Origin of the sequence: Pseudoalteromonas maris, from assembly GCF_049257235.1 — a bacterium.
Taxonomy (GTDB): Bacteria; Pseudomonadota; Gammaproteobacteria; order Enterobacterales; family Alteromonadaceae; genus Pseudoalteromonas.
The window spans coordinates 298,711-320,305 of the sequence record NZ_JBMMUF010000003.1 but is presented as its reverse complement, the minus strand read 5'-3'; the positions used below and the strand labels follow the sequence as shown (position 1 = coordinate 320,305).

Annotated in this window: 18 protein-coding genes; 15 read left to right on the top strand and 3 right to left on the bottom strand. The window is 46.6% G+C overall.

Annotated features, from left to right (window positions below):
- The 13 genes from AAEU32_RS06465 to tldD all read left to right on the top strand — a co-directional run bounded on the left by AAEU32_RS06465 (nucleotide 1) and on the right by tldD (nucleotide 17,186).
- Complete coding sequence (locus AAEU32_RS06465; RefSeq protein ID WP_421969706.1) at nucleotides 1–462, top strand: type II secretion system protein; 462 nt, start codon at nucleotides 1–3, stop codon at nucleotides 460–462.
- Nucleotides 449–955, top strand: coding sequence for a type IV pilus modification PilV family protein (locus AAEU32_RS06460; RefSeq protein ID WP_421969705.1), 507 nt, complete (start codon nucleotides 449–451; stop codon nucleotides 953–955). Before AAEU32_RS06465 ends, AAEU32_RS06460 begins: the two co-directional genes overlap by 14 nt.
- Nucleotides 955–1,677 (top strand): prepilin-type N-terminal cleavage/methylation domain-containing protein, encoded by a 723-nt coding sequence (locus tag AAEU32_RS06455; protein WP_421969704.1) that lies wholly within the window; start codon nucleotides 955–957, stop codon nucleotides 1,675–1,677. Before AAEU32_RS06460 ends, AAEU32_RS06455 begins: the two co-directional genes overlap by 1 nt.
- A 64-nt stretch (nucleotides 1,678–1,741) precedes the next feature.
- Nucleotides 1,742–2,113 carry a hypothetical protein gene (locus AAEU32_RS06450; protein ID WP_421969703.1) on the top strand — a complete coding sequence of 124 codons (372 nt, stop codon included), beginning with the start codon at nucleotides 1,742–1,744 and terminating at the stop codon, nucleotides 2,111–2,113.
- Nucleotides 2,113–6,402, top strand: coding sequence for a LamG-like jellyroll fold domain-containing protein (locus AAEU32_RS06445; protein ID WP_421969702.1), 4,290 nt, complete (start codon nucleotides 2,113–2,115; stop codon nucleotides 6,400–6,402). Before AAEU32_RS06450 ends, AAEU32_RS06445 begins: the two co-directional genes overlap by 1 nt.
- Nucleotides 6,403–6,622: 220 nt before the next feature.
- The gene (locus AAEU32_RS06440; protein WP_421969701.1) at nucleotides 6,623–7,666 is read left to right on the top strand and encodes a rod shape-determining protein; all 1,044 of its coding nucleotides are present in this window, start codon (nucleotides 6,623–6,625) and stop codon (nucleotides 7,664–7,666) included.
- On the top strand, nucleotides 7,666–8,514 hold the full coding sequence (mreC, locus tag AAEU32_RS06435) for a rod shape-determining protein MreC (RefSeq protein ID WP_421969700.1): 849 nt from the start codon (nucleotides 7,666–7,668) through the stop codon (nucleotides 8,512–8,514). The genes AAEU32_RS06440 and mreC overlap by 1 nt, the downstream gene beginning before the upstream one ends.
- Nucleotides 8,507–8,983 carry a rod shape-determining protein MreD gene (gene mreD / locus AAEU32_RS06430; RefSeq protein WP_421969699.1) on the top strand — a complete coding sequence of 159 codons (477 nt, stop codon included), beginning with the start codon at nucleotides 8,507–8,509 and terminating at the stop codon, nucleotides 8,981–8,983. Before mreC ends, mreD begins: the two co-directional genes overlap by 8 nt.
- A 3-nt stretch (nucleotides 8,984–8,986) precedes the next feature.
- Nucleotides 8,987–9,556 (top strand): Maf family protein, encoded by a 570-nt coding sequence (locus AAEU32_RS06425; RefSeq protein ID WP_421969698.1) that lies wholly within the window; start codon nucleotides 8,987–8,989, stop codon nucleotides 9,554–9,556.
- On the top strand, nucleotides 9,546–11,018 hold the full coding sequence (rng, locus tag AAEU32_RS06420) for a ribonuclease G (protein ID WP_421969697.1): 1,473 nt from the start codon (nucleotides 9,546–9,548) through the stop codon (nucleotides 11,016–11,018). Before AAEU32_RS06425 ends, rng begins: the two co-directional genes overlap by 11 nt.
- Before the next feature lie 29 nt (nucleotides 11,019–11,047).
- The gene (locus AAEU32_RS06415; RefSeq protein WP_421969696.1) at nucleotides 11,048–14,923 is read left to right on the top strand and encodes a YhdP family protein; all 3,876 of its coding nucleotides are present in this window, start codon (nucleotides 11,048–11,050) and stop codon (nucleotides 14,921–14,923) included.
- The gene (locus tag AAEU32_RS06410) at nucleotides 14,923–15,750 is read left to right on the top strand and encodes a carbon-nitrogen hydrolase family protein (protein ID WP_421969800.1); all 828 of its coding nucleotides are present in this window, start codon (nucleotides 14,923–14,925) and stop codon (nucleotides 15,748–15,750) included. The genes AAEU32_RS06415 and AAEU32_RS06410 overlap by 1 nt, the downstream gene beginning before the upstream one ends.
- A complete protein-coding gene (tldD, locus tag AAEU32_RS06405) occupies nucleotides 15,747–17,186 on the top strand; it encodes a metalloprotease TldD (protein ID WP_421969695.1) in 1,440 nt (479 codons plus the stop codon). The genes AAEU32_RS06410 and tldD overlap by 4 nt, the downstream gene beginning before the upstream one ends.
- A 49-nt stretch (nucleotides 17,187–17,235) precedes the next feature.
- On the opposite strand, the gene yjgA is transcribed toward tldD, so the two are convergent.
- Nucleotides 17,236–17,748 carry a ribosome biogenesis factor YjgA gene (gene yjgA / locus AAEU32_RS06400; RefSeq protein WP_421969694.1) on the bottom strand — a complete coding sequence of 171 codons (513 nt, stop codon included), beginning with the start codon at nucleotides 17,746–17,748 and terminating at the stop codon, nucleotides 17,236–17,238.
- Between the two features lie 169 nt (nucleotides 17,749–17,917).
- Here yjgA and pmbA point away from each other — a divergent pair, with 169 nt between their 5' ends.
- The gene (gene pmbA / locus AAEU32_RS06395; protein ID WP_421969693.1) at nucleotides 17,918–19,267 is read left to right on the top strand and encodes a metalloprotease PmbA; all 1,350 of its coding nucleotides are present in this window, start codon (nucleotides 17,918–17,920) and stop codon (nucleotides 19,265–19,267) included.
- A gap of 139 nt (nucleotides 19,268–19,406) precedes the next feature.
- Nucleotides 19,407–19,823 carry a VOC family protein gene (locus AAEU32_RS06390; protein WP_421969692.1) on the top strand — a complete coding sequence of 139 codons (417 nt, stop codon included), beginning with the start codon at nucleotides 19,407–19,409 and terminating at the stop codon, nucleotides 19,821–19,823.
- A 48-nt stretch (nucleotides 19,824–19,871) separates the two neighbouring features.
- Here the strand turns inward: AAEU32_RS06390 and mgtE are convergent, their stop codons facing one another.
- Together mgtE and AAEU32_RS06380 are read right to left on the bottom strand one after the other, a co-directional pair.
- The gene (gene mgtE, locus AAEU32_RS06385) at nucleotides 19,872–21,230 is read right to left on the bottom strand and encodes a magnesium transporter (protein ID WP_421969691.1); all 1,359 of its coding nucleotides are present in this window, start codon (nucleotides 21,228–21,230) and stop codon (nucleotides 19,872–19,874) included.
- Between the two features lie 95 nt (nucleotides 21,231–21,325).
- Complete coding sequence (locus AAEU32_RS06380) at nucleotides 21,326–21,595, bottom strand: HPr family phosphocarrier protein (protein ID WP_421969690.1); 270 nt, start codon at nucleotides 21,593–21,595, stop codon at nucleotides 21,326–21,328.

Below are 21,595 nucleotides of genomic sequence, written 5' to 3'. Positions count from 1 at the left end.
ATGAATAGCCGTGGTTTCACGCTGGTTGAGCTGGTTATCACGATTATTATTATCGGTGTTTTGGCCGTCACGGCTGCCCCCGCTTTTTTCGGGGCAAACACTGAAGATGCATACTCGCTTCGAGATCGCACAATCGCCATGATGCGAATTGTGCAACTCGAAGCTATGCACAATATTAATTCCGTAAACTGTGTGAAGATCACATCAACATTAATCGCCCCGCCCCTAGGGCGCGATTGCGCTAATGCAATATCGAGTGATTTTGACGAATACCTCGTGGTTGATAGCGCGTCGTCTGGATTAACCTTTATCACCACTGATAATAATGGGGCAGGCTTTTCGTCGCTATCGTTTGATAGTTATGGGCGCCCTGACTCTGATTGCAGTAATGTATGTGAGATTCAAGTAGCTAACAGAGCTGTTTGCGTGAATGCCGAGGGGCTTATCTATGCGTGCCGTTAAGCGAGTACAGCGTGGCTTCACCCTGATTGAGTTGGTAGTTGGCATACTTGCATTTGTTGTTGCTTTGGCAATTGTGACTGATTTTGTTGCGCCGTTGGCAAAAAAAAGTACTGAGCAATTGGCGCAACTCAAAGCTGCAAAGCTTGGTAGCTCAGTGATGAATGAAATTCTCCTTCTCTCTTACGATGAAAATAGTGACCGCAGCCCGCCTTTTTTACGATGTGATGAAAAGGCGCAAGGCTGCAGTGCTGTACTTGGCCCCGAAGAAGCCGACCCCACTTTATACAATGATGTGGACGATTATAACGGCTATACCGTTAACGATGTGGGTGGCGATTATCCAGGTTATCAAATCGCAGTCACCGTTGTGCTTGATGGTGATTACTCGCAACCTACCGTAGACAATTTACAGCTGGCAAAGCGCATAGACCTAGCAGTGACGACACCAGAGCAAGAGGTGTATCGATTTCAAGCTTATCGAGGGAACTACTAATGAGTAGGAGGTCTGAGTCTGGGTTCACACTGGTTGAGTTGGTGAGTGTTATCGTCATTCTGGGTGTGCTTGTGATAGGCACGACGCGGTTCATCGGTACTTCGGTGCAAATATACACTGAAGGCAATCAGCGTACGGAATTGATTTCCCAAATGCGCTTTTTATTGCTCAGGCTGGAGCGTGAAATAGCCAATGCTGTGCCAAATAGTTTTGTTTTAGAAGATAGTTGCTTCAGCTTTTACCCTATTAAAAATGCAGGAATTTACCTCGGAAATATATCTGGTAACGCACTTAACGTGGTTGATTTTGATGGCACGGTAAGCGCTGGGGTGGACTCTGTCGTTATTTACCCAACCTCAGTGAGTAGTATTGAGGTTAATGCCATAGGTATCGATGCGATAGACGATCAAGGGACGGCGAACAGCTTATATACTTGGCAACTGGCAACTACCCCTTCAACCAGCTCACCGGGAAAGCGTTATTACGTGCTTGATGATAAAACCGAGTTTTGCCTTGAGACCCTCAGTGGACAACCTGCATTGGTGCGCAAGCAAAATGGCCAACAAGCCGCCCTTGCTATTGGGGTAAGTAATTGGGTAGTGGCATATCAAGGTTCTACCTTGTCTCGCAATGCGTTGGTCAGATTTGATGTCACCTTAAGTTCACCGCGCAATGAACGACTGGCTATGTCTCATGAGGTTCATATTGCCAATGTGCCTTAGTCCTTGTTCGCACGCCTGTGATAGTCAACGAGGCTCGACGTTAGTGGTGGTCTTGGTTTTATCAGTGTTATTGCTCACTTTAGGAGCGGCGTTATACAAGGTACTTACCAGCTCGCAAACGCAGGCGGTTATTGACTATTATGGTGCGCGTGCCTATTTGGCGGCGCAAAGTGGTATTGAACGAGCAATGCAGGAAATCACCTTTCAAGCGACCCCTAATTGCAGCACTCTTAATGGGGTAAGCTACACTTTTGACAGCACTCAATTACAAGCATGTACCGTGAATTTGAGCTGTATTAGTGAAAATAATGTGCCGGAACCTACAGTAGCGAGTGGCTCTATCAGTATTTTTAGAATAGAAGCGACTGCAAGTTGTAGTGTTGAAAATATCACTACGGTGCGATCACTTATCGTTGGTTTGAGGCTGGAAGATTAATGGTAAATCTCAAGGTCATAACATGCCCTGCATTGCGCCTATTTAGTGTATCGACAACACTATGTTTGCTGATGTTTGCTCACTCGGTAAGTTTTGCTGCGCCAGTGGCAATATGGCCCATGAATGAGGTGCAATGGACAGGCTCTGCAAATGAAGTCATAGACATTTCAGGCAATGAGTTACTGGGTACCCCAAGCTCTGGTATATCGACCATTAACTCAATCTCTTGTCGAGGTGGTAATTTTAACGCTCAAGGGTATGTTCGTGTACCTGACTCCCCGTTGCTTTCTCCGCTGCTTTTGACGGGCGCTGCTGAAATGAGTATTGCAGGTTGGATGAAGGTCGATGACACAAGCGCCAATGGTGTGGTGTTTTATAAAGGTGATGGAGCGAACAATCACGAATATAGTATGCGCACACAAGATGGAATCGTGTATCTGACGGTGTGGGATGGTTCTAATACAGCGTATCAATTGGTGTCGAATGTCATCGTGCTGCAAGGCCAGTGGTATTATTTTGTAGTGCAAAATTATCTGAGAAATAACGGCAATACAACGCTGTCGCTGCAATTTTATAATCAGGGGGGCAGTCAGATTACCTCAATAAGTGGCACCGTTCGCACAGATTATGCAGGCGCTACAACTCCTGGTGATTTCTACATCGGGGCTCAAAACAACAATGGTGTAGTGGGTGATTTTTTTGCTGGAGCACTAGATAACCTGCACTTTTACAACAGTTTGTTCACAAGCGCAGAGATAAGCGCCATTTATAATGATACCGGTGCGTGTGCTCCAGAAGTATTGCTCGCTCATTACCCCCTAGATCTTTGCCAAAATGTCGACTCGGGGGTCATTGAAGACGTAACCCGCAATTACCCTGCACAGGCAATTAACATTGGTGCCAGTACCGGTGTGGTAGGGCAAGCGGGGGATTTTCGCAGCGCAAGTCTCGATTATGTTGATGTTCCCGCTGATTTATTCAACGGCCTCACTGATTTTACTGTGTCATTGTGGGCACGAGCAGAAGCGAGTACTAACTTCAATGATTTCATATCTGCCAGTAACAACACGACTAGCTCAGAATTAGAAATTTACGTTCGTCCAGATGATACGGTTCGAGTGGCTTTAAAAGGCGTGTTTTATAAATTTGTAAACCCGACACCTTTGTATTTGCGCCAGCAATGGACGCACTTCGCGTTGACACGACAAGGGAAGCGATTGTGCTTATTTGTTGATACGGTCCGTTCACAGTGTATTAGTGTGAGTGATTCTGCGTTGGTTGTGCAGCGCGCAGCCTTGGGCATTTGGTGGTTGAGTGACGGTACATTCACAGATGAACTCATAGGTGATTTGGACGAAGTTCAAGTATTTAGTTATGCGTTTTCAAATTCTGGCATTAATGACATTTATCAAAGTCACATTCAGGGGTTGAATTGGGATGGTGACATCCGTCTTGACGAATGCAGTCAATGTTTTGGCGATGACTTTGAAAGTTCGGTGTTAGAAGAACAATGGGTTACCTATCGCAGCAATGGGGATTTTATCCCGCAAATTGTTAATAACCGCTTGCGCTTAACTGAAGCGGTAACAAGTCAAGCTACATCGGTTAATTTTAAACGGTTATTTCCTGCCAGAGATAATCTGGTGCGCATTGAGTTTGACTATTATGCCTACGGTGGTGATGGCGCCGATGGTGTAGCCGTGGTACTTTCTGATGCCAGTGTGACTCCCCAGCCCGGAGCGCCTGGTGGGCCCTTGGGTTATGGTTATAGTGTGCGTCCAGAAAATAACTCACCAGGGTTCAATGGTGGATGGCTAGGTATTGGTTTGGATGAATATGGTAATTACTCCTATGAAGGAGGGGATAACTCAAAACCGTCTGGGCGACCTCAGTCTGTTGTGCTCAGAGGCTCTGGTAATGGCTACAGTGGTTATCGTTATCTTAAAGGAACGTGCAATGATGGCCAATCAAGCGGTGCATTTCCATGTTTATCCCCCGCTGTTGATGGGACCGGCTCCACTGTGGCGCACCGCTATCGCATTGAACTAGACTCGCGAGTCGCTAACCAAACCATTGTGTCAATATCGCGAGATAGTGGGAGTGGTTATGAGACGCTAATTGCGCCGTTTAATGTATTAGAGAGTCAGTACCAACAGGCACCCACACCTGAGAACTTATTGTTATCGTTTACTGGTTCAACAGGTGGGCTCACTAACTTCCATGAGGTGGACAATGTCAAAGTGTGCGCGTTGCTGTCTTATCCTTTAGAGGAGCGAGTTGATCATTTTCGCCTTTATCATCAAGCGCAAACAGTACGCTGTTTAAGCTCGGATATTCAAATTCAAGCGTGTGCCGATGCCCAGTGCGCAACCTTGTTCACCGACCCTGTTGATGTGCAATTAGGAACGACGTTAGGCAGTTTCATTGGTGGAAATGTTGTGTCGTTGAACAATGGTATCGGCAACGCGAACCTACAAGCGACGCAATCGGGCATAGCGCAAATAGGAGTCATTGAGTCTTCACCTCCGGCGACGGCATTTAGCCAAACTCAGTGTTTTATTGGGGCAACGCCTTCTGCTAGCTGTGAAATTGAGTTCATTGATGCGGGTCTTGCCTTTGTCGCCGCTGATGGGGGGACGTCCTTAGCTAATATGCGCGCAGGTGAGGAGCAGAATATGCTTCTTCGGGCTATTCGTACCGATGATGCAACAGGTGCGTGTGAGGCGCGTGTCCAAGGGGAGCAAACACTCTCTTTTGCCATGTCGTGTGAGAACCCAGGCGCCTGCCAAGCAAGTTCAGCGTCGACTATCAATGACATTAGTATAGGTAAAAACGCCCAAGGGCAAAGTAGCAATCGCGTGAATATGGCGGTGCAATTTGATGCTCAAGGCCAGGCTGAACTTCGCTTTAATTACAATGACGTGGGGTTGATTCAAACATATGCAACGCTAGACTTACCCCAGACTACGGACCAGCCAGCGATAACTCTCAATGTAACAAGTAATGCATTTGTGAGTCAGCCGTACAGTCTTGAGGTGACGCGTGTTTTTGATTCGCTGGGTGGTGCAAACCCCGCAACTCAAGGCGTTGGTTCGGGTTTTCTTGCCGCTGCTGAACCATTTACTGTGCAGGTCTCGAGCTTCAATGCGCAACAGCAATTGACACCTAATTTTGGGCTAGAAACGCCGAGTCAAAAAGCCAGCGTACAGCTAGATAGCCTGATATATCCATCACCTAATTTAGCTAGTACCGCTGATTTGAATGCTGGCTCCTTTAGTCTAACCGCCACCTTAGGGCTGCAACAGAGCGATACGGTCAGCTGGCATGAAGCGGGATCCATTACTATAAAGGCAGTGCCACAAGGTAATACCTATCTCGGTTATCCTTACATTGGACTAAGCCCGCACAGCGAAGTGATAGGGCGTTTTTATCCTGATCACTTCTTCTTGGCCAATAGCGCGTTAGTCAATGCCTGCCCGGCATTATCGTACATGGGGCAAGATAGTATCAATGTTGATTGGTTGGCGCAGGCTCGCGGTGCTGATGGTGATGTATTGCTCAATTATGGTGCCAATTATGTCGGCGCTGCCACATTGGGTTATGTGGCGCGTAATCTAGCGCCAGAGCAACCACAAACTAATCTTGAAAACAGACTGAGCATTGCCTTGGGGAGTTGGCTGCAAGGCGAGTACCAAGTAAATGATGTTAATGCACAATTTAGCCGCCTTGGTGGCGCGCAAACAGACGGCCCTTATGCGCTATTGCAGGTCGGTTTGCAAGTGCTCAGCGAAGCGGACAACCGCGACTGGCTAGATAAAGATATGGTGACTGACAGCGTCGCGGCCTGCACAGATTGCACGGCGAAATCTTTGGCTGGAACGTTGGATGTGCGATACGGGCGTTTAGCGTTAGAAAACAGCTATGGTAATGAATTCGAACCTCTGCAAGTGCCAATGCAAAGTGAATATTGGCAAGGTAGTACGTGGGCTTTGAGTAATACTGACAATTGCACTGTGTATGACGCAAATTTGCTTGAAGAAGCAAGTGGCGACCTGTTGCTCAGTGGCTCAGGGGTATTCAGTGGTGGCTCCTATGGCAGCAGCAGTGGCATGAATGCGGACTCACAAGACATCGTTGGTGATTATCCCGTGAGCTATCCCGCACCCAGTTGGTTACTCTGGGATTGGGATCAAGACGGTAACGCTGACAATAACCCTGAAGCGGTGCTTCGCTTTGGGAGCTTTAGGGGGAATGATAGTGTGATTAACAAACGTGAAAGAAATAATTAAAATGCGTAGCCGTAATGGGCACTCACGAACGTCAATAGTCAGCAAAAGTTAAGACATACTTTGCATAATGGCGTTGGTTTGTAACTTCCTTTAATGCTAGACAGGCCCAACGTGTTGTTTTTTCATGCTGATGTAAGCTTTATGTTGCCGCGAAGGGCGTGCATTGGTAAAGTGTTTAAAGCATTCAGATAATAAGAATTTTCAAAGGTCAACCAGTCCCATGTTTAAAAAACTCCGTGGTCTATTCTCCAACGATCTATCGATCGACTTGGGTACAGCCAACACCCTAATCTATGTGAAAGAAGAAGGCATTGTCCTTAACGAACCTTCAGTGGTAGCAATTCGACAAGAGCGTGCTGGTGGGCCAAAGAGTGTGGCATCAGTCGGTACTGAAGCGAAGCAAATGTTAGGTCGTACGCCGGGCAACATTAAAGCGATTCGCCCGATGAAAGACGGTGTGATTGCAGACTTCTATGTGACTGAAAAAATGTTACAGCACTTCATAAAACAAGTGCATAACAACAACTTCTTACGTCCAAGCCCGCGCGTTTTGATCTGTGTGCCATGTGGTGCGACGCAAGTTGAAAAACGTGCTATTCGTGAGTCAGCAATGGGTGCGGGGGCACGTGAAGTGTACCTTATTGAAGAGCCGATGGCTGCTGCGATTGGTGCAGGCTTGCCTGTTTCCGAAGCAACGGGCTCAATGGTTGTTGATATCGGTGGTGGTACTACCGAAGTTGCCATCATCTCACTCAATGGTGTTGTGTATTCTTCTTCAGTACGCATCGGCGGTGATAAGTTTGATGAAGCTATCATCAACTATGTACGTCGTAATTTTGGTAGCTTAATCGGTGAAGCGACTGCTGAGCAGATTAAACATGAAATTGGGTCAGCGTTTAAGACAGATGATGTGAAAGAAATGGAAGTGCGCGGTCGTAACCTTGCCGAAGGTGTGCCACGTTCATTTACACTGAATTCACATGAAATTCTAGAAGCATTGCAAGAGCCGCTGATGGGCATCGTCAGTGCTGTTATGGTGGCGCTAGAGCAATCACCACCAGAGCTTGCATCCGACATCTCAGCACACGGTATGGTATTAACCGGCGGTGGTGCGTTACTTAAAGACCTTGACCGTCTATTGATGGAAGAGACAGGCATTCCAGTGGTTGTTGCAGATGATCCGCTTACTTGTGTTGCCCGTGGTGGCGGTAAGGCACTCGAAATGATCGACATGCACGGTGGTGATGTATTTAGCTACGACTAATGAATCTATTATTTGGTCGCACTATCTCAATGCAACTGCGATTAACCATCGCAGTTGTGCTTAGTGTTATTCTTATCCTCGGGGATCGCTACACAAGTGGCGGTACCGCTGTTCGTACTTCATTGAACACCCTCGTTAGCCCGCTGTTGTATTTGGCTAATCTGCCTTATGAATTTATCTCCGCAGGGGCGAAAAACCTGACTTCACGTGAGCAATTGCTGAGTGAAAATGACATGCTGAAGAACAAGCAATTGCTACAAAGTGAGCAACTGCAACAGCTATCGTTTTTACAAAAAGAGAATGAAAAGTTGCGCGCTTTGTTAGGGGCCAATCCTCGCGAGCAAAGAAATAAACTCGTTGCCCAAGTTTTGTCTGTTCACTCCAACCCTTATAGTCACCAAGTGGTGATCAACAAAGGCACAACGGATGGCCTGCGTGAAGGCTTGGCGGTGATTGATGAGCTAGGTGTTGTTGGTCAGGTAATTCAAGTGGGAGCCAACACCAGTCGGGTGCTGCTCATCACAGATACCACCCATGCCACTCCTGTGCGGGTGCTACGTAATGATGTACGCACTGTGGTTGAGGGTATTGGTAAGATCTCACGTGTTAAATTGTCTCATGTTCCCCATAGTCTTGATATCCGCATCGGCGACGTGTTGATGAGCTCAGGTCTCGGAGAGCGCTTTCCTGAGGGGTATCCTGTGGCTGTTGTGACCGAGATCACCCGAGATGAAGGGCGACCATTTGCGCAAGTGTATGCTCAACCTGTTGCCCAGTTAGACAGGGTTCGCTTGTTAGTGGTGTTAACTGAGCAGGTAACGCCAACAGAGGTAAAAATCGATGAGTAGGCGTTTCTTCCTGATCATATTGAGCATCTTCTGTGCACTTGTTATGGCATTAATGCCGTTGCCAATTTCGATGGAATCTTTTCGACCTGACTGGGTATTATTGGTACTCATGTATTGGTCATTAGCTTTGCCTCATAGAGTGAATATTGGGGCTGCTTGGGTAACGGGGCTAGTGATTGACTTAGCCACGGGTTCACCACTGGGTGTGCACTCGCTCACCTATGCCATCACCATCTACATTACGGCGAGTAACTATCAGAAGCTCAGAAACTTTTCTATTTGGCAGCAAGCCATGCTGGCGGCTGTGTTTTTAGCACTGCATCATTTGCTGCAATTTTGGTTACATCACTTTTTATTGGACGTGTACTTTTCGCCACAATATTTATGGCCCGTTCTTACCGGTGCAATTTGTTGGCCTTGGCTATTTTTATTACTGCGCAAGTACCGCCGTCACTTCCGGATCCGTTAAGTCATGTCTGCAATTTATTTGGCGTCGCAATCACCTAGGCGTCGTGAGCTATTGTCTCAACTTGGCATCGAGTTTGTGCAATTTAGTGTCGATGCCGATGAAACACCCTTCGAAAATGAATCAGCGCGACAACTCGTTGAGCGCCTTGCGCGTTTAAAAGCGGAAACTGGTGTGGCGATGGGATATGAGGATCGTCCCGTGTTAGGCAGTGACACTGTCGTTGTGTATGACAATCACATCATGGGTAAACCGACTGATTTTGAAGACTTTCAACGTATGATGAAACAGTTAAGTGGGCGCACTCATCAAGTGTTAACAGCCATAGCTTTATCATCAACACACAAGACCATGAGTAAAGTGGTGACCACCGACGTTACCTTTAAGCCGCTCAGTGACGATGAAATTACCGCCTACTGGCATACTCAAGAGCCACTCGATAAAGCCGGAGGCTATGGAATACAAGGGCGTGCAGGTGCTTTTGTAACTCACCTCAGCGGTAGCTATTTTGCGGTGATGGGGTTACCTTTATATGAGACACAAGAATTAATAGCTGAATTTAATAATGAGCTCTGAACTACTTATCAATGTGACTCCCAGTGAGAGTCGTGTGGCACTGATTGAAAACGGTGTGCTGCAAGAAGTACAAGTCGAGCGTATCGGCAATTTGGGTATCGTGGGTAATATCTACCTCGGTAAAGTAAGCCGAGTGCTACCTGGTATGCAGGCTGCTTTTGTTGACATAGGGCTTGAAAAAGCCGCATTTTTACATGCCTCAGATATCGTCAATAGCGCCTCAATCGTCGAGGGTGTAGATGAGCAGCCTATTAAAAAGGTGCAAGATATTCGAGAGTTAGTGCGCCAAGGCCAATATATTATGGTGCAGGTGGTTAAAGACCCCATTGGCACCAAAGGTGCGCGCCTGACCACGGATATTACCATTCCCTCTCGATACCTCGTTTTTATGCCTGATGCCTCGCATGTGGGCGTGAGTCAACGCATTGAAAGCGAAGATGAGCGTCAGCGTCTCAAAGATGCAGTAGCGCAATATAACGATGAAAACGGTGGTTTTATTGTGCGTACTGCCGCTGAAGGTGCGAGCGAGCATGAACTGAAACATGACGCTGAGTTCTTAAAAAAGCTATGGTTGAAAATTGTTGAACGTCGCAAGAAATCGAGTAAAGAAACAATTTTGCATGAAGATTTAAAACTCGCATTTCGTACTTTACGTGACTACGTCGGTGAAGACATGGAGCGCATTCGCGTTGACTCCAAGCTGACATATCACGAGTTGGCGGCTTTCACTGAAGAGTTTGTGCCACACCTGAATAAAGTCCTAGAGTACTATCCTGGTGAGCGCCCTATTTTTGACTTGTTTGATGTTGAAAGCGAGATTCAAAAAGCATTGCACAGAAAAGTGGAGCTCAAATCAGGTGGCTATCTGATCATTGACCAAACTGAAGCAATGACCACCGTGGATGTGAATACAGGCGCGTTTGTAGGTCATCGTAACTTAGAAGAAACCATATTCAATACCAACATTGAAGCAACCAGTGCCATTGCCAGACAGCTACGGTTACGTAACTTAGGCGGTATTATTATCATCGATTTTATCGACATGATGTCCGATGAGCACAAACGACGCGTATTGCACTCTTTAGAGCAGGCGCTGTCTAAAGACAGAGCAAAAGCCAACATCAATGGCTTATCAGCACTGGGTTTAGTGGAAATGACCCGTAAGCGAACCCGTGAAAGCTTGGAGCATATTCTTTGTGGAGTATGTCCATCATGCGCCGGTCGTGGTTCATTAAAAACTGTAGAAACAGTGTGTTATGAAATTTTACGTGAGATTGTGAGAGTCAACCGTGCATATGATGCTGACAAATTTATGGTTTATGCCTCAGCCGCGGTGAGCGAAGCGCTTATTAACGACGAATACCACAATCTTGCAGAGCTGGAACTGTTTATAGGTAAGCAAGTGATCATCCAGACTGAAAACCTTTACAGCCAAGAGCAGTTCGATGTGGTGATGATGTAGTGAATATCAAATCGGTATGCTTCTTTTGCATGAGAAAAGTATGGCAAATCAGCGCTATTACCCTAGTGCTGTTAGCAATACTTGTCTCTTTGCTGAAGTACAGCCTACCGTATGCAAATGATCACCGCCTCGAATTAGAACAGTTTTTAGCAGAGCAATTTAATGTTGATATCTCCATCGGCTCGCTCAGCGCCAATTGGCAGGGGAATGGCCCTGCCTTAGTCATTAACGATATTAGCTTTGCTGATAACGAAAATGCACCTATCAGCGTCACCATAAAGCAAACTCGTCTGCATGTTAATTTGTGGCAGTCACTGCTCAGCCGCCAGCTCAGCTCCAACTATTTTGTCCTCGAGGGGTTCGATGCCCAAGTCGATGCCCGACAGCTCTTCGCCAATGACACACAAGACGGTGGCTCACAGCAACAAGCCTTAATTGAAAATTTGTTCCTTGGTAACTCAGGACATTTCGCAATAGAAGATAGCCGCCTGCGAATCATCAGTGTTGATGATCGCGAACATCGCATTTTGCTAGAAAACTTAGTGTGGGAGAACCGCGTTGAAGGGCACTTCGCGCAAGGACAGGTAAGCTTGCCTGGTATTGAAAAAAACACCCTTGAAGCTCGCTTGAAACTCAGCGGTGAGACCTTGCCTACGGTATACGGTGATTTGTATTTACAGGCGCAAGGGTTGGATATCTCCGGTTGGCTACAGGAGTACATGCGCGATGAGTTGAGTCAGTTACAATCGGATCTTAACCTTGAGTCATGGTTGCACATTGCCGGCGGACGCCTTACTGATATCCAAGTCGCGATGCAACCTAGCCAGCTTTCTTGGCGTAACAATGACCAGCCAGAATATCTTGAATTGCAGCAAGGCATGGTGCGCATGCACCCCCAAGCGAAAGGTTGGCGAGTACGAACGTCTGGCTTGCAGCTCAGTGATGAGCAATACCAGTGGTCGCCTATTATTTTTGATGCATTGTTTAGTAATGAACAACGTATTTGGGTGCAAGATCTTGATATCTCAGTCGTATCGACGTTTGCGCGTTTAGCCAAATCTGACATGCTGCACAATATTGTCTCTATTGAGCCACAAGGTTTTATTAATGAAGGGTATTTTCATTGGCAAAGTGGTGAACAATGGCGCGTGTGGTTTGAAGCTGAACACCTTGGTTGGTCTGGTTTTCATGGTATTCCTGGAGCGCAAGAGCTAAGTGCCAAAGCAAATATAACCAGCCAAAAAGGGGTGTTACAGATATCCGGAGTGGATAACCACTTGCTCACGGGGGACACGTTCTCGACACCACTGGCCTATCAAAATTTTATCGCCGACATCGATTTTTATAACCGTGGCGATTATTGGTCAATAGAAAGTGAAAACGTGCAACTGACTAACCAAGATCTTGATTTGGTCAGTGAGTTTGCGCTGCACCTTGATGCTCAGCCTAAATTTGATCTGTACGCAGAAATTACCGGTGGCAGCGCGAAAAGTGCCGGTGATTATTTCCCCAAGCCGTATATGCATGACAACCTCATTAATTATCTCAATGGCGCAATCAAACAAGGGGATATGCGGTTTGCTCAAGTGCTGTTGCAAGGTCCAATTAGCGAGTTTCCGTTTGCTCAGCAACAAGGTCGATTTTTGGTTCAAGCACAGGTTGATGACGTTGAATTTGCATTTGCCCCCGACTGGCCGGCGCTACAAGAAGCAGGCGTAACCCTGAGCTTTGATAATCAGCGCATGGACATTTATAGCCGCAAAGGCAAGCTGCTAAATCTGGAGCTTGGCAACAAAGTTCATGTCTATTTACAAGATCTGCAAAATGCTGATGTGTTGTATGTGGATATCAATGAACAAGTGGACGCCACAGTATTGCAGCCCTTTTTTGCAGGTACGCCGTTAGCCCAGCCATTAGCCACTGTCTTTGATGTGATCCAAGCAAAAGGCCAGCTCGATGGTCAAATTCAACTGCAAATTGGCCTCAAAGATACAGAGGTCGTAGCCAAAGGGTATGTGACCTTCTCTGGCACGCCGGTTTACATTGCTCAGCCGGGCATCGATATTACCGAGTTAACGGGTAAATTAAGTTTTGAAAATGACCGTATTGAACTTACAGGTGCTCGTGCACTTTGGCTAGGTATGCCTGTGAGTGTTGACGTATTAGGCCAGCAGCAAGATGGGGTGTATAACACCGCAATCGATGTTGCCCTTGAGCTCGACTCTGAAGTATTAACGAAGCATTTAGGTGGGCTGCTTGAGGCGCAGTTAACGGGTAAAACCGCGCTCGATGCCAATATTGCTTTGAAATTCTCAGAGCAAGGATTCAATTATGAAGCAACAGTTCAAGGTGATCTTGTTGGTATCAACAGCACGTTGCCTGAGCCGTACAATAAGCATGCAGAAGATACCCGCACTCTAAAAGCCATTGTGCAAGGCGATGATATTTCGAACTTAATTATGGCTGAGCTCGAAAGTGGGCTGTTCTTTAATGGTATTTTTGATAACCAAAGCAAAAGAATGAGTAACGCCCATTTGATTGTTGGCCAAAAAAACTTAGGACTTAATCAGCGTGATTTTGATGTCACGGTGCAGCTTCAAAATGCCGACATTATTGCATGGCAACCAGTCATTGATGACATCATCGCATTGGCAAGTCAGCCTTCAACGCAAGCGCCGATACTGCCACCGCTCAACAAGGTTTCTGGTAGTGTGCAACAAGCCAATGTCGGCCCTGTTCCCTTTACTGATGTTGAATTCACACTGACACCCGTACCTGGAGCGATGGATCTTAAGCTTAATGCCAAAGAGCTCAGAGCACGCGTAGATATTCCAGTGGGTGAGTCTGCTGTAGGGCGAGAGATCCTTGTTAAAGCAGACTATTTACGTGCTGTAGTAGCCAATGACGAAGCCAATATTGAAACCGATATTGAAACCGATATCGAAACCAAGGAACCACAAAACAACAAAACTGTGACAGTCAAAGAGCAACAAGCTGAAGATTTAAGCTGGCTTGCTCGTCTGCCCAGTGTGCGTTTTGACTGCCAAGATTGCCGACTGAACGAATACCAATTAGACAAGGTGCTCATCCGCTTTGCAGGTGATAACACACAGCTCAATATTAGCGAGTTACTGGTTGATAAAGACGAGCATGTGTTGCGAGCCAATGGCATATGGCGAGATGGTGCCACGCTGCTATCAGGGCAGTTCAATAGTAAAGACATCGGCCAATTATTCGATGAATTTGATCTCACCTCTACGGTACAAGATTCAAAAGCAAAGATGGACTTTGATTTGACTTGGCAAGGCGCTCCCTATGACTTTAACGTCGCGTCACTCGGTGGTGAGGTTAAATGGGAACTGGGTGAAGGCCACTTACGCGATATTAGTGATGGCGGCGCGCGGGTATTCTCGTTATTGAGCTTGGATTCACTGGTACGTAAGTTAAAACTGGACTTTCGCGATGTTTTCGCCAAAGGCTTTTTCTATAATTCCATGGAAGGCTCAATACAGCTCGAGCAAGGAATTGCATACACCCAAGATACAAAAATGGATGGCGTGCCTGCTGATTTAACAATTAAAGGTTATGCTGATTTGAATACCCAGACTATCAACTATGACTTGGCTGTTGCACCTCAAGTCACTTCAAGCTTGCCCGTAATTGTGGCGTGGATGGTGAATCCCGTCACCGGTTTGGCAGCGCTAGCACTTGATAAAGTAATACATTCAGCACGGGTGATCTCTGAAATTAATTTCAAAGTAACGGGGTCTATGAGCGATCCACAAGTGATAGAACTCGATAGAAAGAGCCGCGAAGTGACATTACCGCAGGCTGCCCAAAGTCAGCCCTCGTCTGAGCCCGCGCCTTCACAACCACAACAGCAGCAGGAGCAGCCGCAATCGTGATGATTCATGCTTTGCAATTTTGTGCAACCAGTAATGCCAAACATAACTTTGAGCGCGTTGCTGAGTTCATCAATACGTTGCCAGCGCACAGGCCCTGTTTGGTGAGTCTGCCAGAAAGCTGGTTATGTTTTGCAAAAAGCTCAGAGCAGGTTCTGGAAGTGGCTCGTCAGCATCAATATTGGCGGCAACAATTGTCACTGCTTTGTCAAAAAGAGCAAGTCTGGCTCGCAGCAGGGACGATTCCTGTTATGAGTGACACCGGTAGATACTACGCTGCCTCTATTTTGTTTGATGCTCAAGGGCGCGAGTGTGCTCAGTACAACAAGATCCACCTTTTTGATGTCACCGTATCTGACAACACGGGCAATTATCATGAGTCAAAGCACACTCAACCAGGCGAACACATAGTGGTCGCGGATGTGCTTGGTACTAAGGTAGGGCTGAGTGTGTGTTATGATATGCGCTTTAGTGAGTTGTACCGAGCTCAAGTAGAACTCGGTGCCAACGTATTGCTTGTGCCCAGCGCATTTACTGTACCAACGGGACGAGCACATTGGCACACCTTGCTTAGAGCCCGAGCAATTGAAAGCCAAGCCTTTGTGGTTGCTGCAGGTTTATATGGTCGTAATGACACTGATATTGCCCATGACAATGGTAGGCAAACTTATGGTCATAGCCTGATTATTTCTCCGTGGGGCGAGATCATCAGCGAATGTCATTCTGGCGAAGGCTGGATCAGCGCCACTGTCGACATGAACGAATTAAATCAATGCCGTGAGCGCATGCCTATGCACGCTCACCGCCAAGCGAGAAAAGTAAAATTATGAGCCAAGTTGAGCAGAATTTATTAACCCAAAGCCAGTTGGATAGAGACGATCTAGCCAAGGCGTTGAGTTACATGCATCAGCACAAAGTCGATTATGCAGACTTGTATTTCCAGTCAAGTTATAACGAATCGTGGGTGCTTGAAGATGGCTTAGTCAAAGAAGGTAGCTACAACATCGAACGTGGTGTGGGTGTGCGCGCTATCAGTGGCGAAAAAACCGGTTTCTCATACTCGGATGCAATTAACCTCGAAGCCATTAACAATGCAGCAATGGCGGCACGAAGCATTGCCGATGCGGGGCAAGATGGCAAGATTCAGGTGTTCAGTGAAGCTGATGTAAAACGTCAATTCGAGCCGATGCAGCCAATACAGAGCATGAAAGACGCGGATAAAGTCGCCTTACTGCGTGAAGTAGAAGAGTATATTCGTCAACTCGCACCAGAGGCTGAACAGGTAGTGAGCTCAATGTCAGCGGTGTATGAGGAAGTGTTAGTGGCTGCCAGCGACGGTACGTTTGCGACCGATATTCGTCCATTGGTGCGACTCAATTGTTCAGTGTTACTTGTTAAAGGGGAGCGCCGTGAACGCGGGGGAGCTGGCGGTGGTTCGCGTACTGATTTCAACTACTTCAAAGAAATGGTTGAAGGTAAGCCGCGTTGGATGCATTTTGCAGAAGATGCAGTGCGCATGGCAAAAGTAAACCTTGAAGCAGTTGATGCTCCCGCAGGTACTATGCCAGTAGTACTGGGCGCTGGTTGGCCGGGGGTGTTGCTCCATGAAGCTGTTGGTCATGGTCTAGAAGGTGATTTTAACCGCAAAGGAGCCTCTGCCTTTAGCGGTAAAGTGGGTCAGCAAGTGGCATCAGAACTATGCACCGTAGTGGATGATGGCACCATGGCAAATCGCCGAGGGTCGTTAAACATTGATGATGAAGGCACACCAGCTGGGTATAACGTGCTTATAGAAAATGGCATTCTTAAAGGGTACATGCAAGATAAGCACAACGCTAAGCTAATGGGTGTTGCGCCAACAGGTAATGGTCGTCGCGAGTCTTATGCGCATCTCCCTATGCCCCGGATGACCAATACCTATATGCTTGCAGGTGAGCACTCGCAGCAAGATATTATTGCCTCTGTAGACAAGGGGATTTACGCGCCTAACTTTGGCGGCGGTCAGGTGGATATTACCTCTGGTAAATTTGTGTTCTCTGCTTCAGAAGCCTATTTGATTGAAAATGGTAAAATCACCACACCGATTAAAGGTGCGACCTTAATTGGTAATGGCCCAGAGGTCATGAAGCAAATATCTATGGTTGGTAATGATCTAGAGCTTGATAAAGGTGTTGGCGTGTGTGGTAAAGATGGTCAAAGTGTCCCTGTAGGGGTCGGCCAACCATCATTAAAAATTGACCAGCTCACCGTTGGTGGGACAGCATAACACAGCAAAAAGGCAGCCTAGGCTGCCTTTTTTGATTGTGCTTGGTCGCTTATAACATGAGGTCTTTGAGCACTTGGAACAGCTCTTTAAAAGACTTTCCAGGTTTCTCTTGTTTAACTTCTTTCGCGGCTTGGCGGATCAGTTGACGCATGCGTTGGCGTTCTAAATTTGGATATTCTTCCAGCAACGGGTTAAGACGGCTATCGCCTTGGGCAATTAACTCATCGCGAATGAGCTCAATTTTGTTAACGAGTACGTCTTTTTGATTGTTCTTATTAGTGATAATCGCCATCGCATCATGAATTTCATCGACATTCGCAGTGCCACGCAGTGTTTTAGCGATGTAGTTTAGGTGACGACGATAAGCATCTTTTTTGTCTTTAAGGCGATCGGCAAGCTCCATAGCTGCAACCAAATCTGGACTAAGAGGAAGTTTCTCACGTTGCTTTTTAGAAAGGTTCGCCATTTCTACGCCAAGATCATGGAATTCCATGGCATCGCGTTTGAGCTCACTTTTAGATACGTAAATAATTTCTTCTTCAGGTTGTGGTTTTTTAGCCATGTTGGTCTCGAATAATGCACTTTGACACTATTATACCAATTAGTATGCGTAAGTGTTTATATAATCTCGTTCATGTGTGTTCATGGATGGATTAAAGACGTGTTATCACTAAATTACTGAGATGCTTTGTGTTAGGCTTAGAGCATACGATTTAAGAGCGAAAAGAATTATGCAAGACAAAGACTCCGCTGCGATTTATACACAAATTGATGAAGTAAAAGAAGCAGTGAGTGAAGTGCTAGAGCAAGCCAAAAAGCTCGGCGCTACGGCTGCCGAAGCAGCCATGTCGAGTACCTCAGGACTGTCGGTAAGCACCCGTTTGGGCGAAGTTGAAACCATTGAATTCAACCAAGATGGTGGCCTCGGTGTGAGTATTTATGTCGGCAACAAAAAAGGCTCGGCTTCTACTGCTGATTTAAGCCCGCAGGCGCTGCGCTCAGTCGTTGAAAAAGCGATTGAGATTGCTAAATATACCTCAGAAGACCCCTGCAATGGTTTGGCCGATGCTGAGCTACTTGAGATGACACCACCGGATCTCGATTTGTATCACCCATGGCAAGTCAGTCCTGAAGATGGGATTGCGATATGCCAAGAGGCCGAGCACGCAGCACTTAATTTTGACGAGCGCATCGTTAACTCAGATGGCGCAAGCTTTAGCAGTCATGAAGGTTTGCGCGTATACGGCAATAGTCATGGTATGTTGGCTGGCTTCCCGCGCACTCGTCACAGCATCAGTACTATGGTTATTGGTCAAGATGGCGAGCAAATGCAGCGTGATTCAGCGTATACAATCTCTCGTGACAAAGAGGGGTTAAAGGCGGCTAAAGAAGTGGGCCTAGAAGCTGCGAGCGAGACTATTGCGCGACTTAATAGTCAAAAACTGGGAACCATGAAAGTCCCTGTCGTGTTTCGTGCTGACATCGCCAGCTCTTTATTTGGGCACCTTGTTTCGGCCATCGGTGGTGGGGCTTTGTATCGCAAATCTAGCTTCTTACTGGATAGCCTTAATACTCAAGTGTTCAGTGATATCGTTAACATTAGTGAGCGACCGCATTTACTCAAAGGCTTTGCCTCGTCACCTTTTGATTCGGAAGGGGTGAAAACTATTGACCGTGAAATTATTCACGGTGGTGAGCTGAAAACCTATCTACTTGCGAGCTATGCCGCCCGCAAAATGGGTATGACAGCGACAGGCCATGCCGGTGGTATTCATAATTGGTTAGTGCAGCAAACACATGACAACTTAAGTGCGTTATTAAAGCAAATGGGCACAGGATTGTTAGTGACCGAGCTAATGGGTCAGGGGGTGAATACGGTAACAGGTGATTACTCTCGCGGTGCAGCTGGCTTCTGGGTAGAAAATGGTGAGATTCAATACCCTGTCAGTGAGATCACCATTGCCGGTAACCTGAAGGATATGTTTAAAGGCATCGCTGGGATTGGTGGTGATGTGGACCACCGTGGCGGTGTGCTCACAGGTTCGGTTTTAATTGAGCAAATGCAAATTGCCGGTCAGTAAGACTAAAAGCTTGCGATAACAATGATGTTAAAACGTCCTTTATTGGGCGTTTTTATTTAGAAAAGTCTTTACCTCAACTTAGGTTGAGGTTTTAAGGTCTCTCTAAGTTGATAATCAATCATTGAATTTGGAGAGATATATGTATCTAGAGCATGTGAACTTAGTTGTTACGGATATTGAAAAGACTCTGTCGTTTTACCGCGCGGTTTTTCCTCATTGGTACGTACGTAGTAAAGGCCACAGTGAGTGGTCGGGTAAACCTAGAAACTGGCTTCACTTTGGTGATGACTATCATTACATCGCGCTGAGCGATAATGGTGAAGGTGATAACCGTGATCTGGCCGGACATCAGCCTGGTTTGGCGCACTTTGCTTACGTAACAGAAAATTTAGATGCGGTGATTGAGCGGCTTCAAGATGCAGGCTTTGAAATTGCTAAACAAGGTGCCGATAATCCATATCGTCGTAACGTATACTTTTTAGACCCTGCAGGGTTTGAAGTGGAGTTTGTGCAGTATCTTAGCGATATACCCGAGCTAAGAAATAATGAGCTTTAGTAGAGTATAAAGAGCTCGATAGTGACCGAGCTCATTTTAATTCTGAGCTCAAATTAAGAACCAAGTCGCGGTGCCGAGGAAAGCAAAAATACCCACAATATCCGTCACTGTGGTCAGCACTACGTTACCTGCTAGTGCAGGGTCGATGTTCATGCGTTTGAGGATCAGAGGTATTACTGCACCAGCAATACCCGCAGCGAGTAAGTTCATGAACATGGCGAAGGCGATCACCAAACCAATGGTTAAGTCCCATTTCCACAAGGCGATGGCACTGCCTATCAGAACAGCCCACAGCACCCCGTTAAGCGCACCGATAGCGAGCTCTTTGGTAAGAATGAACTTCTGGTTGGTATCGTTAATATGCCCCAAAGCAAGACCACGGATAACAAGGGTCAGTGTTTGCGAACCCGCAACACCACCCATTGAGGGCACAATACCATTCAATACGGCAAGAAAAGGGAGAATACCCAAGGTGCTCTCAAAGAAGCTGGCAACAAACGCAGCGAGCATGGCAGTAAGCAGGTTTACACCTAACCAAACAGAGCGACGCTTGGTACTTTTCACTACAGGAGCAAAGGTATCCTCTTCATCATCTAGACCTGCCAAACTCAACATGCTGTGCTCGGCGCCTTCACGAATAACGTCAACGATGTCATCGATGGTGATACGCCCAAGTAGGTGGGCTTGTTCGTCCACTACCGGTGCTGAAATCCAGTTATGACGCTCGAACAGTTGTGCAACTTCAGACTCGTCCATGGTGATGGGAATAGACTCACACTCATCATCCATCACATCACGGACGATTGCATCGGGCATGGTCGTCAGTAGCGCCGATAGCGGCATAGAACCTAAAAAGCAGTTGTCCTTATCAACAACATAAAGCTCATCGGTACCCTCTGGCAGCTCGCCTCGTAAACGCAGATATCGCAATACCACATCAATTGACACGTCAGGACGAATGGTCACCGTATCGGTGTTCATCAATGCACCCGCTGAGCGCTCTTGATATGACAAGGCCGTCGTTGCACGATCCCTGTCTTGAATGTCCATGGCCTCGATTACATCTTTATAAACGGGCTCAGGCAGGCTCCGAAGTACTTCACCGAGGTCATCGTCATCCATGTCTTCGGTAGCAGCAGCAATGTGCTCAGGCTCCATTCGAGCAATAATGCTTAAACGTACGTCTTCTGAGAGCTCTTCAAGTACATCACCCTGAACATCAGGGTCTACAAGTGACCAAACCTTAAAACGGGTTTTGTGTGGCGAAGATTCTAAAAGTAATGCGGTATCACTGGGAGCTGTTTTCGCGAGAAGCCGGCGAACATGAACAAATTGACCGCTGCTTAAGGCTTCAGTGATTTCCTGAAGTGGTTGGAGCGGATTTTCTTGTTCATAGGCTTCTGGCATAGGCTTCCCTTAATGATAAAACTGGAAGAAACGCGCTGATAAGCGCTTGAATATTGTATCTTAACTAGCGCTAAGATACCAAACGTAAATAGGTACTATTCTTGTTCGTGGAACTTTTCGGCAATTAACATACCTACAGCGGTAAGTGCAGCGTCTTCATCTTCTCCTTCACATACTACATGCACTTCTTTGCCTTGACCGCTTTCTAGGAGCAACAAGGCTAACACACTGTCTGCTTCAGCACTTTTATCACCTTGATAAAGAGTTATTTTAGCATCAAAACTCATGGCTAGCTGCGCAAGTTGTGATGCCGCTCTTGCATGTAAGCCGAGTTTGTTTTGAATAACGAAAGTACCTTCTTTCAC

Bases quoted from the DNA above. Each gene is read 5' to 3' on its own strand.
- AAEU32_RS06440 (WP_421969701.1), top strand. From the start codon at position 6,623: ATGTTTAAAAAACTCCGTGGTCTATTCTCCAACGATCTATCGATCGAC.
- AAEU32_RS06415 (WP_421969696.1), top strand. From the start codon at position 11,048: ATGAGAAAAGTATGGCAAATCAGCGCTATTACCCTAGTGCTGTTAGCA.
- AAEU32_RS06455 (WP_421969704.1), top strand. From the start codon at position 955: ATGAGTAGGAGGTCTGAGTCTGGGTTCACACTGGTTGAGTTGGTGAGT.
- AAEU32_RS06445 (WP_421969702.1), top strand. From the start codon at position 2,113: ATGGTAAATCTCAAGGTCATAACATGCCCTGCATTGCGCCTATTTAGT.
- pmbA (WP_421969693.1), top strand. From the start codon at position 17,918: ATGCAAGACAAAGACTCCGCTGCGATTTATACACAAATTGATGAAGTA.
- yjgA (WP_421969694.1), bottom strand. From the start codon at position 17,748: ATGGCTAAAAAACCACAACCTGAAGAAGAAATTATTTACGTATCTAAA.
- AAEU32_RS06465 (WP_421969706.1), top strand. From the start codon at position 1: ATGAATAGCCGTGGTTTCACGCTGGTTGAGCTGGTTATCACGATTATT.
- AAEU32_RS06410 (WP_421969800.1), top strand. From the start codon at position 14,923: ATGATTCATGCTTTGCAATTTTGTGCAACCAGTAATGCCAAACATAAC.
- mreD (WP_421969699.1), top strand. From the start codon at position 8,507: ATGAGTAGGCGTTTCTTCCTGATCATATTGAGCATCTTCTGTGCACTT.
- mgtE (WP_421969691.1), bottom strand. From the start codon at position 21,230: ATGCCAGAAGCCTATGAACAAGAAAATCCGCTCCAACCACTTCAGGAA.
- rng (WP_421969697.1), top strand. From the start codon at position 9,546: ATGAGCTCTGAACTACTTATCAATGTGACTCCCAGTGAGAGTCGTGTG.
- AAEU32_RS06460 (WP_421969705.1), top strand. From the start codon at position 449: ATGCGTGCCGTTAAGCGAGTACAGCGTGGCTTCACCCTGATTGAGTTG.
- AAEU32_RS06425 (WP_421969698.1), top strand. From the start codon at position 8,987: ATGTCTGCAATTTATTTGGCGTCGCAATCACCTAGGCGTCGTGAGCTA.
- mreC (WP_421969700.1), top strand. From the start codon at position 7,666: ATGAATCTATTATTTGGTCGCACTATCTCAATGCAACTGCGATTAACC.
- tldD (WP_421969695.1), top strand. From the start codon at position 15,747: ATGAGCCAAGTTGAGCAGAATTTATTAACCCAAAGCCAGTTGGATAGA.
- AAEU32_RS06390 (WP_421969692.1), top strand. From the start codon at position 19,407: ATGTATCTAGAGCATGTGAACTTAGTTGTTACGGATATTGAAAAGACT.